Genomic DNA, 11783 nt, shown 5'->3' with positions numbered 1-11783 from the left:
CCCGCAAGGGGGCACCGTTCCTAACGTCACTTTGGACCACGGGGGCGACAAAAACCAGCGAGTTTGCGCCATTTCACTTGGGGGTTTACGCTTAACCCCTGCGGCGTGTAAAAGCGCGCTCGTTAACGCGAACATCGCGTCAGAGTATGGAAGGAGAGGGACATGACCAAGGCCTGGACGAAATCCGATTGGCGCGCAAAGCCGCGGGTGCAGATGCCGGACTATCCCGACACCTATCAACTCAATCAGGTTGAGGCGCAGCTGAACGCTTTTCCGCCGCTGGTGTTTGCCGGGGAAGCCCGTCGCCTGAAGGCGCAACTGGCCGAGGCCGCTGCGGGCCGCGCTTTCCTGTTGCAGGGCGGCGATTGCGCCGAGAGCTTCTCGGAATTTTCCGCCGACAACATCCGCGACACGTTCAAGGTGATGTTGCAGATGGCGATCGTGCTGACCTGGGGCGCGAAAGTGCCGGTGGTCAAGGTGGGCCGGATGGCCGGGCAATTCGCCAAGCCGCGCTCGGCGGCGATGGAAACCGTGGCCGGTGTCGAACTGCCGAGCTACCGCGGTGACATCATCAACGGTTTCGACTTCACCGCCGAAGCCCGGATCCCGGATCCGCAGCGCATGTTGCAGGCCTATACCCAGGCTGCGGCCAGCCTGAACCTGCTGCGCGCGTTTTCGACCGGCGGCTATGCCGACATCCACCGCGTGCAAAGCTGGATTTCTGGTTTCGTCGAAGAGCCCGCCTCGGCGCGCTACAAGGACATCGCGCATCGCATTGAAGATGCTATGGATTTCATGGCGGCAGCCGGGGTCACCTCGGAAACCGCGCATGAGCTGAGCACGGTGGATTTCTACACCAGCCACGAAGCCCTGCTTCTGGAATATGAAGAGGCGCTCTGCCGCATCGACAGCACCACCGGCCTGCCGGTGGCGGGGTCGGGCCATATGATCTGGATCGGCGACCGCACCCGGCAGCCGGATGGCGCGCATGTGGAATTCTGCCGCGGTGTGCAAAACCCGATTGGCCTGAAATGCGGCCCCTCGACCACCGCGGAAGACCTCAAGGTGCTGATGGCCAAGCTGAACCCCGAGAATGAGGCGGGCCGTCTGACGCTGATCGCGCGCTTTGGCGCGGGCTCGGTCGGCGATCACCTGCCGCGTCTGGTGAAAGCGGTGAAGGAAGAGGGTGCGAATGTGCTCTGGTCCTGCGATCCGATGCACGGCAACACGATCAAGGCGGCTTCGGGCTATAAGACCCGTCCGTTTGAATCGGTGCTGCGCGAAGTGCGCGAGTTCTTCGGGATCCACAAGGCCGAGGGCACCATCCCCGGCGGCGTGCATTTCGAAATGACCGGGCAGGACGTGACCGAATGCACCGGCGGCGTGCGTGCGGTGACCGATGAGGGGCTCTCGTCGCGCTACCACACCGCTTGCGACCCGCGCCTGAACGCCAGCCAATCGCTGGAACTGGCCTTCCTCGTCGCCGAGGAACTGATGGACCGCCGCAAGGCGCAGCGCCTGGCCGCGGCCTCCTGATCGGGCCACATGAATGCAAAAAGGGCGGCCATATGGCCGCCCTTTTTGTTTGGGATCAAGGGGAAGGGGGGTGAAGCTCAGGTAAGCGCCCCTTCCGTCAATGTCCTCAGCTGTCGGTCTTGACCAGCCGCATCATCGCCCGGCGTTCTTCCGGGCTGGCGGGCAAGGGCCGTCCGTCCAGCGTTTGCGTGGGCTGCGCCGGGGCCGGTTGCGCCGGGGCACCGGTGACCGTGCGCAGCGCCGGGCGCAGCAGGTCGAGGCCGGGGATATGACGTTTCGCCGGGGCGGGCTGGGCGGCCACTTCCGGGCGGATCGGCTGCGGCAGCGAAGCGGCGGGGGCGGTGACGCCGGCCTGCACCGGGGTCAGATGCACATGGGTCACTTCAAAGCGGCGCGGGCTGCGGCCAATCTCGCCATCCGAGACGAGGCAGCCGAGCGCCCGGGTGACATCGCCCAGATCCGATTTCAGCGGCAGGATCAGCAGACGCGCGGTCAGCGCCGGTTTGCCAATGCCACCCTCGGCAGTCAGCGTCAGCTCGGCAATCGCGGGTTCCTGGAACATGCTCTCCAGCACTTCCGCCACTTGCTTGCGGCCTGCCGGGGCGAAGAAAGCGGTCAGCGGCATGCCGCGCACTTCCATCCCCATCAGATCGTTGAGGTGCATGCCCGCAAGGCGGAAACGCGCCATGCCGGGGGCCACACGCTCGAGGATGAAGGCAAACTCCAGCGCCCGTTCAATGCCGCGCGGATCAACCTCGGCGCGCGAGGGCACTGGACGGCCGCGGCGCAGCCCTTCCCAATAGGCGCGCACTTCCTCGACAACGCGGTTTTGCGCGGCGCGCTCAAACCCGGCCATCGACACCACTTCACCCAAACCGTCGCGTTCATGTTCCATCGTAAACCACCAATCCTGATCTGTTGAACCGGCCACAAATCACGCTGGATCCTGCCCGGTCTGTCCTGATGTGGCGGTCCGTGTTACACCCGCCTCACCTTGCTTACCTGAGTATTAACATACGCGTTTTGTCGCGAATTGCGCGGAGAAAGTTATCGAATGGTTAACCCTTCCAAACCCGGTCGGACGCCGCAAATATTAAGCATGACGGGCTTTGCGAGCCTGCGGGGTGCTGCCGCCGGACAAGAGTGGCTTTGGGAGCTGCGGGCGGTGAATGGCAAGGGTTTTGACCTGAAAACAAGGCTTCCGGAGGGTTTTGAGCCGCTCGAGCCGGTTGTGCGGGCGCGGATCGGGGCGGATGTGGCGCGGGGCAATCTGAGCCTCAGCCTGAAACTTGGTAAAGGAAATTCCGGCGAATCGCCGCGTCTGAACCCCCGGGTTTTGGCTGAAGTGTTAACAGCCCTTAAGGAGATTGAGGCCACCGCCAGCGCCCGGGGACTCAGCCTCGCGCCGAGCCGGGCGAGCGATATTCTGGCCCTGCGCGGCGTGCAGGAGGCGGGGCCGCTGCCGCTGGACCTTGAGGCTTTGCGCGACCCGCTGCTGGCGGATCTCGAAACCCTTCTCTCGGCGTTTGACGGGGTACGGGCGGGCGAAGGGGCGGCGCTGGCTGCCGTACTTTCGGCGCAGGTCGCCCGGGTGGCCGAGCTGACCGAGGCGGCATCTGAGGCCGCCGAGGCGCGCCGCCCGGAGGTGGCCGCGCAGCTGCAGGCGATGGTGGCGGCGCTGACCGGGCCCGGGGCGGATGCGGCGCGGCTGACGCAGGAACTGGCGCTCTTGGCGGTGAAGGCCGACGTGACGGAAGAGCTGGACCGCCTGCGCGCCCATGTCGCCGCCGCCCGCGCGCATCTGGCGGGGCCGGGGCCGGTGGGGCGCAAGCTGGAGTTTCTGGTGCAGGAATTCCTGCGCGAGGCGAACACGCTCTGTTCCAAGGCGGGTTCCGCCGCCCTCACCGCCATCGGGCTTGACCTCAAGCACGTCATCGACCAGATGCGCGAGCAGATCCAGAATGTGGAGTGAAGAATGACCGATCCGCGCCGCCGTGGCCTTCTTATCATCCTGTCCTCGCCCTCGGGTGCGGGCAAGTCGACGCTGGCCAAACGGCTGATGGCCTGGGACGAGGGGCTGAGATTCTCGGTTTCGGCCACCACCCGCGCGCCGCGTCCGGGCGAGGTGGACGGGCGCGAATACTATTTCCGCAGCCGCGCAGAGTTTGAGGCGATGGTGGCGGCGGGCGAGATGCTGGAACATGCCGAGGTTTTCGGCAATCTCTACGGCACCCCCAAGGGCCCGGTCGAGGCGGCCATGCTGGAGGGGCGCGATACGCTCTTTGACGTGGACTGGCAGGGCGGGCAGCAGATCCGCCGCTCGTCCCTGGGCAAGGATGTGGTCTCGATCTTCGTGCTGCCGCCCTCGATCGAGGAACTGGACCGGCGCCTGCGCGGCCGGGGTCAGGACAGCGACGAGGTGATCGCCGGCCGGATGGCAAAAAGCCGTGATGAGATCAGCCATTGGTCGGAATATGATTATGTGCTGGTCAACAATGACATTGACGCCGCCGAGGCGCGGCTGCGTATCATCATCGAGGCCGAGCGCGCGCGGGCCGACCGTCAGCCGGGGCTGACCGATTTCGTGCGCAACCTGAACCGGGAGTTTGAAGACCGATGATCTATGAGCTGGACGGAATCGCGCCGAAGATCGCCGAGGATGCCTGGGTGGCGCCGGATGCCAATCTGATCGGGAAGGTGGTGCTGGAGGCGGCGGCGAGCGTCTGGTTCGGCTGCACCCTGCGGGGCGATAACGAAGAGATCCGCGTCGGCGCGGGCAGCAATGTGCAGGAAAACTGCGTGCTGCACACCGATATGGGGCACCCGCTGGTCATCGGCGCCAATGTCACCGTGGGGCATAAGGCGATGCTGCATGGCTGCGTGATCGGCGAGGGCAGCCTGATCGGCATGGGGGCCACCGTGCTCAACGGCGCGCGGATCGGGCGCGGCTGTCTGATCGGTGCCGGGGCTTTGATCACCGAAGGCAAGGAAATCCCGGATTTCTCCCTCGTGATGGGCGCGCCGGGCAAGGTGGTGCGGCAACTCGATGCCGAGGCGCAGGCGCGTCTCATGAAATCCGCCGCGGGCTACCGCGCCAATGCCGCGCGGTTCCGGGCCGGTCTGAAACCGGCCCGCTGATCTTTATCAGAGGGTTACGCGGCGATCTTCGCGCGCACTTTGCGCGATGGCATGGATCACCCGCTCAACATAAAGCCCTTCAGCAAAGTCCATCTTGCAGGGGCTGCCGCTCTGGATCGAGGCGAGGAATTCCGCCGCTTCGATCACTTTAAGATCGTTGAAGCCCAGCTGATGCCCCGGTGCCGGGCAAAACTCGCCATAGGGTGGATGCGCCGGGCCGGTGAGAATCGTGCGGAACCCCTGTTCCGCCTTCGGACCGCGGTTCTGATAAAGCTGCAGCTCGTTCATCCGCTCCTGATCAAAGATCACCATGCCTTCGCTGCCGTGCACCTCATAGCCCAGCCGCGATTTGCGCCCCCAGGCGGCGCGCGAGATCACCATGCTGCCCTGCGCGCCATTGGCAAAGCGCACCACCGCCGTCGCCGCATCCTCATTCTCCACCGCCGCCCGGCCAGAGCCATCCGCCAGCGGCCGCGTTTCATAGACGGTCTGCATGTCGGCGATCAGGCTCTCGATCGGCCCCATCACCCCCATCGACAGCGAGACGAGATGCGAGCCGATGTCGCCAAGTGCACCCAGACCCGCCTCGGCCAGCTTTGCGCGCCAGCTCCAGGCGAGGTCGGGATCGGCCTGATAATCTTCCTCCACCCAGCCGCGGAACTGGATCACCCGGCCAATCGCGCCCTCGGAAATCAGTTTGATTGCATGCTGATGCGCGGGGTTCCTGATGTAGTTATACCCCAGCATCGTCGCCTTGCCCGCGGCTTTGGCGGCCGCCACCATTGCTTCCGCCTCCGCCTCGGTCAGCGCCATTGGCTTTTCGCACCAGACGTGCTTTCCGGCCTGCAGCGCCGCAATCGCCATCTCGGCATGCAGCCGGTTCGGCGTGGTGATCGAAATGGCGTCAATCGCCGGATCGGCGATCAGCGCGCGCCAATCCGCCTCGGCCCTCTCAAAGCCCCATTGCGGCGCCAAAGCCTCGGCGCGCTCCAGCGGCGTGTCACAAAGCGCCACCAGCCGCACCCGCGGATGGGCGCCCAGAACCGGCCCGGCATTGGCCCAGGCCAGGGCATGACATTTGCCCATGAAACCGGTGCCGATCAGCCCCACTCCCAGTGTTTGCATCCGAACGCCTCCCCACGATCTGTGATAGAATAAAAATTTCATTCGTGGTATCTAGGGTTCCATCTGCTTGTCAAGGACGTCCATGCCGCGCGATTCCGACCCCAATCCCGCCCCGTCGGCCCCCGCACCCGAGAGTGTGGCGGCCTTTGATCTGCGCCTGAAAGAGATCTCGGATTCGCTGCCCAAACGCCTGCGGCAATGCGCGGATTACATCGCGGCCAACACCGACCGGATCGCGGTGTCGACGGTGGCCGAGCTTGCACAGGGCGCGGGCGTGCCGCCCTCGGCCTTGATGCGGTTCTGCCAGATCCTGGGCTTTCGCGGCTTTTCCGAGATGCAGCGGCTGTTCCGCGAGCATTTCGCGCCCTCGCTGCCCGATTATGCCACGCGGCTGCACAATCTGCGCGCGGCGGGCACCGGCTCGCCACAGGCGCTTTTGGCAGAGTTCATCGAGGCGGGGCATCAATCGTTGGAATCCTTGGCCCGCAGTGCCGATGGCGTCGCGCTGAGTGCCGCCGTTTTGCATCTGTCGCAGGCGCGGATGGTGCATGTCGTGGGCTTTCGGCGGGCCTTTCCGGTGGCGAGCTATCTTGCCTATGCCTTTGAAAAAATGAACATTCCCTCGATGATTCACGATGGCACCGGCAAGCTGGATCACGCCCATGCCCTGCGTGAGGGGGATGCGCTGGTGGCGATATCCTTCGCGCCCTATTCGGCGGAAACCATCGCTTTGGCCGAACATGCTGCCCAGCGAAAACTGCCGGTGATCGCGATCACCGACACGCCGATCAGCCCGGTCGCGGGGGGGGCGGCGGCGCTTCTCTGCGTGCCCGAAGTGGATTTCGGCGCCTTCCGCTCGCTCTCGGCGACGCTGGCTTTGGCGATCACTTTGGCGGTGGCCGTGGGCACTGCGCGGGCAGATCAGCGCTGATTTTTGCCTAAATGCACAGCGCAGAATTTTTGGAACAAAAAACTCTTCCACCGCGCCAAAAAATGGAATAAATATTCCAAATCTGCACCGGGACTCGTCTTGATCCGGGGAGGAGCAGAGCAGGGAGGGGATAGATGAAAACGCTCGATGTGATTACCATCGGCCGCGCCTCGGTCGATTTGTACGGCGCGCAGGTGGGGGGACGGCTCGAGGATATGGGCGCGTTCCAGAAGTATATCGGCGGCTCGCCCTGCAATATGGCGGCGGGGACGGCACGTCTGGGGCTGAAGTCGGCGCTGATCACCCGGGTGGGCGATGAGCATATGGGCCGCTTCATCCGCGAGGAATTGGCGCGTGAAGGCGTTGATGTGCGCGGGGTGAAGACCGATGCCGAACGCCTCACCGCGCTGGTGCTGCTGGGGATCCGCGATGAGCATCAGTTTCCGCTGATCTTTTACCGGGAAAACTGCGCAGATATGGCGCTGTGCGAGGATGACATTGATCCCGCCTTCATCGCCGAGGCGCGCGCCGTGGTCGCCACCGGCACCCATCTCAGCCACCCGCGCACCGAAGCCGCCGTGCTGAAGGCGCTGCGTCTGGCCCGCGAAAACGGTGCGCAGACGGCATTGGATATTGATTACCGTCCGAACCTTTGGGGCCTGGCCGGGCATGGTGATGGCGAAAGCCGCTTTGTCGAAAGCGCAGCTGTCACCGCCAAATTGCAGAAAACACTGCACCTTTTCGATCTGATCGTTGGCACGGAAGAAGAGTTCCACATTGCGGGCGGCACGACTGACACGGTCGCGGCCCTGCGCGCGGTGCGGGCTGTTTCGGGGGCGACGCTGGTCTGCAAACGCGGTGCCGATGGCGCGGTGGCCTTCACCGGCGCGATCCCGGACAGCCTGGATGCGGGGCAGACCGGCCCCGGCTTCCCGATCGAGGTTTTCAACGTGCTCGGCGCGGGCGATGGCTTCATGTCCGGGCTGCTGAAGGGCTGGCTGGATGGCGAAAGCTGGCCGGTCGCGCTGAAATATGCCAATGCCTGCGGGGCCTTCGCGGTCAGCCGCCATGGCTGCACCCCGGCCTATCCCAGCCTTGAGGAGCTGACCTTCTTCCTCAAGCGCGGTGTGGTGGAAAAGGCTTTGCGCAAGGACAAGGACCTCGAGCAGATCCATTGGTCCACCAACCGCAACGGCGACTGGCGGGACATGCATGTCTTTGCCTTCGACCACCGGATGCAGCTGGAAGAGATGTGTGATCAGGCAGGTGTTGATCATAAAAAAATTGGCGAATTCAAAAAGTTGTGCCTTGAAGCTGCCATGAAGGTTGCGGATGGCCGGCCGGGGTTTGGCGTGCTCTGTGACAACCGCGTGGGCCGCGAGGCACTGCATGCCGCCGCCGGGACCGGGCTTTGGATCGGGCGTCCGGTGGAATGGCCGGGGTCGCGTCCGCTGACGCTTGAGCCGGAGTTGGGCGCTGATTTCGGCGGTCTGGCCGAATGGCCGCTCGGTCATGTGGTCAAGGTGCTCTGCTTCTGCCACCCGGATGACGATGCGGCCACCCGTGCGGATCAGGAAGCGACGCTGACGCGGCTTTTCACCGCTGCGCGCCGCAACCGTCTGGAATTGTTGCTGGAAATCATTCCGTCCAAAGTGGGGCCAGTGGATGACATGACCTCGGCCACGCTCATTCAGCGGTTTTACGACATCGGCATTTACCCCGATTGGTGGAAGCTGGAGCCGTTCAAGACCGATGCCGCCTGGAAAAACGCCTGTGCGGCGATCACCCGCAACGATCCCTATACGCGGGGCATCGTCGTGCTGGGGCTGGATGCGCCCGAGGCGGAACTGGCGGCGAGTTTCGAGATTGCCGCCCGCCACGATCTGGTCAAGGGTTTCGCCGTCGGCCGCACGATCTTTGCCGATGCGGCGCGGGACTGGCTGAACGGCCGTCTGGATGACGCGAAGGCCGTTGAGCAAATGGCTGAAAAATTTGGAAATCTGTGCGCAGTCTGGGACGGTGCACGAGCGAAGGAAGGGAAGGCGGCATGACCACCATCCGGTTGACCGCGGCGCAGGCGATGATGCGCTGGCTCTCGGTGCAGATGACCGATGAAGGCACGCGCTTTATCGAGGGGGTCTGGGCGATCTTCGGTCATGGCAATGTGGCGGGGATTGGCGAGGCGTTGCACGGGATCGGCGATGCGCTGCCGACCTGGCGCGGGCAGAACGAGCAGACGATGGCGCATGCGGCCATTGCCTATGCCAAGACCCGGCGCCGCCGTCAGGCGATGGCCGTCACATCGTCAATCGGGCCGGGCGCGACCAATATGGTCACCGCCGCGGCGCTGGCGCATGTGAACCGGCTGCCGCTTCTCCTGATCCCCGGCGATGTCTTTGCCAACCGCCGCCCGGATCCGGTGCTGCAACAGATCGAGGATTTCGACGACGGCACGATCTCGGCCAATGATTGCTTCAAGGCGGTCAGCCGGTATTTCGACCGCATCCAGCGCCCGGAACAGCTGCTGACGGCGCTGCCGCGCGCGCTGCGGGTGATGACGGATCCGGCAAATTGTGGGCCGGTGACGCTCGCGTTCTGCCAGGATGTCCAGTCGGAAGCCTATGATTTCCCTGCAGAGTTCTTTGAGCCGAAGGTCTGGCACATTCGCCGGCCCGAGCCCGATGCCCGCGAATTGGCGGAAGTGGCCGCGTTGATTGCGGGCGCGAAAAAGCCGGTGATCGTGGCGGGGGGCGGTGTGCTCTATTCCGGCGCGGAAGGCGCGCTTGCCGATTTTGCGGCGGCGCATAACATCGCGGTGGTCGAGACGCAGGCGGGCAAAGGGACGCTCGACAGTCAAAACCCGCTGAACTTCGGCTCGCCCGGGGTGACCGGTTCGGCCTGCGCCAATGCGCTTTGCGCCGAGGCGGATGTGATCATCGGGATCGGCACGCGGTTTCAGGACTTTACCACCGGGTCCTGGACGGTCTTTGCCAATCCGGCGCGCAAGCTGATTTCCATCAACCTTGCCGGGTATGATGCGCAAAAGCACGGGGCGATCGGGTTGGTGGCGGATGCGAAGGTCGCCTTGGAACGTATTGAAGGGGCTTTGAAATCCGTGAAATTTGACGGACCGGACATGGCGGCCCGTGCCGCCTGGCTGGCCAAGGTTGCCGAGGTGACCGCAACGCCCGTGCATCAGGATCTGCCGAGCGATGCGCAGGTGATCGGGGCGGTGCAGCGGGTTGTTACGGACAGATCCGTGGTGATGTGCGCGGCGGGCACCATGCCGGGGGCGCTGCAGGTGCTTTGGCAGGCGGCCCCGAATGGCTATCACATGGAATATGGCTATTCCTGCATGGGCTATGAGGTGGCGGGGGCCCTGGGCATCGCCATGGCGCGGCCGGAGGCGGAGGTGATCTGTTTCGTCGGCGATGGCAGCTATATGATGGCCAATTCCGAGCTGGCGACGGCGGTGATGATGGGCGTGCCCTTCACCGTGGTGCTGACCGACAACCGCGGCTATGGCTGCATCAACCGGCTGCAACAGGGCTGTGGCGGTGCCGAGTTCAACAACATGTATAAAGACAGCCGCATCGTGAACCAGCCGCAGATCGACTTTGTCGCTCATGCAGGCTCGATGGGCGCGCATTCCGAAAAGGTGTCTGACATCAACGCGCTGGAGGCCGCTATTGTAGCGGCGCGGGGGCGCAAGATCCCGTCCGTCATCGTGATTGATACCGAGGCGGTGTCGGGCACCGGCGCGGGTGGCAGCTGGTGGGATGTGGTGGTGCCCGAGGTCAGCCCGCGGGCTGAGGTTGGCGCCGCGCGTGCGAAATACGAAATCAATGCCGCGCATCAGCGCGTGGTCAACTAACTCTCGGGTGAGAAAATGATCCTCTACGGAACCAACCCCATCGCCTGGTCGAATGACGACGACCAAAGCATCGGCGCGCATCTGAGCCTGGAGGACTGCCTGTCCGACTGCCAGAAGATCGGCTTTGATGGCATTGAAAAGGGCCATAAAATGCCGAACGAAGGTGCGGCGCTGAAGGCCAAGCTGGGTGAATATGGCCTGAAATTCGTCTCGGGCTGGCATTCGACCAACATCCTCGTCAACGACATCGAGACCGAAAAGGCCGCGATGCAGGTCTTCATCGACATGCTGAAGGGCGCGGGCTCGGACCGGATCATCACCTGCGAATGCTCGAACACCGTGCACGGCAATGATGCGGTGCCGGTGAACAACCGTCCGGTGATGAATGAGGCGGAATGGCTGCGGTTCACGACCGGCATCGAAGAACTGGCGAAATTCGCCGCGGAGCAGGGGATTACCCTTGTTTATCATCACCATATGGGGACGATCATCGAGACCGAGGCCGAGATTGACCGCTTCATGCAGATGACCGGGCCCTACACCAATCTGCTGCTCGACACCGGCCATTGCACCTTTGGCGGCGGCGATCCGGAAGCGGTGGCGAAAAAGCATATGGCGCGGGTGAAGCACATCCATTGCAAGAACATCCGCCCGGAATTCATGCGCGACGTTCGTGAGAACAACCTCTCCTTCGTGGAAGGCGTGCGGCGCGGCACCTTTACCGTGCCGGGCGATCCGGAAGGCTGTGTGGATTTTGAGCCGGTGCTGAAAATCGCCGCCGAGCATGGCTATTCCGGCTGGCTGGTGATCGAGGCCGAGCAGGACAGCGCGGTGCGCGAGCCGTTCCACTATCAGAACATGGGCTACAAGGCGTTGAAAGCCATGGCGCAGAGCGTCGGGCTGGATAAGTGAGACCACGGGCGGGCGGGCTTTGCCCCGCCCGATGTGACGAATGCCGGGGGGCTTTGCCCCGCCGAGACCGAGGAAGCCGGGGGGCTTTGCCCCGCCGAGACCAAGAAAGCCGGGGGGCTTTGCCCCGCCGATATGAAGAAGGAAGGGGGGGGTTTTCCCCCCGGGCCCCCCCAGACACCTCCCCCAAAACAAAAACGAAAAACACAGCGAACCCTCTTCGCACACCCTTTGTGAAGCCCGGGAAAAGCCACGCAACCCCCCCAACGT

Annotated in this window: 10 protein-coding genes; 8 read left to right on the top strand and 2 right to left on the bottom strand. The window is 64.0% G+C overall.

Features of this window, described 5'->3' with window-relative positions; genetic code table 11:
- Positions 1 to 162: 162 nt before the first annotated feature.
- Entirely contained in the window at positions 163 to 1536 is a 1374-nt protein-coding gene (locus ACEN2S_RS20425; protein WP_441869960.1) for a class II 3-deoxy-7-phosphoheptulonate synthase, read from the top strand.
- Between the two features lie 106 nt (positions 1537 to 1642).
- Here the strand turns inward: ACEN2S_RS20425 and ACEN2S_RS20420 are convergent, their stop codons facing one another.
- A complete protein-coding gene (locus ACEN2S_RS20420; RefSeq protein WP_441869958.1) occupies positions 1643 to 2431 on the bottom strand; it encodes a PAS domain-containing protein in 789 nt (262 codons plus the stop codon).
- A gap of 204 nt (positions 2432 to 2635) precedes the next feature.
- Here ACEN2S_RS20420 and ACEN2S_RS20415 point away from each other — a divergent pair, with 204 nt between their 5' ends.
- The 3 genes from ACEN2S_RS20415 to ACEN2S_RS20405 are packed head-to-tail and all read left to right on the top strand — an operon-like array spanning position 2636 to position 4674.
- A complete protein-coding gene (locus ACEN2S_RS20415; RefSeq protein ID WP_441869956.1) occupies positions 2636 to 3508 on the top strand; it encodes a YicC/YloC family endoribonuclease in 873 nt (290 codons plus the stop codon).
- 3 nt (positions 3509 to 3511) lie between these two features.
- Positions 3512 to 4156: a guanylate kinase gene (gmk, locus tag ACEN2S_RS20410; protein WP_441869954.1), complete on the top strand. Its 645-nt coding sequence runs from the start codon at positions 3512 to 3514 to the stop codon at positions 4154 to 4156.
- The gene (locus tag ACEN2S_RS20405) at positions 4153 to 4674 is read left to right on the top strand and encodes a gamma carbonic anhydrase family protein (protein ID WP_441869952.1); all 522 of its coding nucleotides are present in this window, start codon (positions 4153 to 4155) and stop codon (positions 4672 to 4674) included. Before gmk ends, ACEN2S_RS20405 begins: the two co-directional genes overlap by 4 nt.
- Before the next feature lie 6 nt (positions 4675 to 4680).
- Here the strand turns inward: ACEN2S_RS20405 and ACEN2S_RS20400 are convergent, their stop codons facing one another.
- Positions 4681 to 5799: a Gfo/Idh/MocA family protein gene (locus tag ACEN2S_RS20400; RefSeq protein WP_441869950.1), complete on the bottom strand. Its 1119-nt coding sequence runs from the start codon at positions 5797 to 5799 to the stop codon at positions 4681 to 4683.
- A gap of 82 nt (positions 5800 to 5881) precedes the next feature.
- Here ACEN2S_RS20400 and ACEN2S_RS20395 point away from each other — a divergent pair, with 82 nt between their 5' ends.
- The 4 genes from ACEN2S_RS20395 to iolE all read left to right on the top strand — a co-directional run bounded on the left by ACEN2S_RS20395 (position 5882) and on the right by iolE (position 11516).
- Entirely contained in the window at positions 5882 to 6730 is an 849-nt protein-coding gene (locus ACEN2S_RS20395) for a MurR/RpiR family transcriptional regulator (RefSeq protein WP_441869948.1), read from the top strand.
- 134 nt (positions 6731 to 6864) lie between these two features.
- Entirely contained in the window at positions 6865 to 8781 is a 1917-nt protein-coding gene (locus ACEN2S_RS20390) for a bifunctional 5-dehydro-2-deoxygluconokinase/5-dehydro-2-deoxyphosphogluconate aldolase (protein WP_441869946.1), read from the top strand.
- Complete coding sequence (gene iolD / locus ACEN2S_RS20385) at positions 8778 to 10604, top strand: 3D-(3,5/4)-trihydroxycyclohexane-1,2-dione acylhydrolase (decyclizing) (protein ID WP_441869944.1); 1827 nt, start codon at positions 8778 to 8780, stop codon at positions 10602 to 10604. Before ACEN2S_RS20390 ends, iolD begins: the two co-directional genes overlap by 4 nt.
- Positions 10605 to 10619: 15 nt before the next feature.
- Positions 10620 to 11516 carry a myo-inosose-2 dehydratase gene (iolE, locus tag ACEN2S_RS20380; RefSeq protein ID WP_441869942.1) on the top strand — a complete coding sequence of 299 codons (897 nt, stop codon included), beginning with the start codon at positions 10620 to 10622 and terminating at the stop codon, positions 11514 to 11516.
- Positions 11517 to 11783 lie beyond the last annotated feature (267 nt).

The organism is Phaeovulum sp. W22_SRMD_FR3 (assembly GCF_052113705.1).
Taxonomy (GTDB): domain Bacteria; phylum Pseudomonadota; class Alphaproteobacteria; order Rhodobacterales; family Rhodobacteraceae; genus JBGQOG01.
The sequence above is the reverse complement of the archived record's forward strand: the minus strand, read 5'-3'. Positions and strand labels throughout refer to the sequence as shown.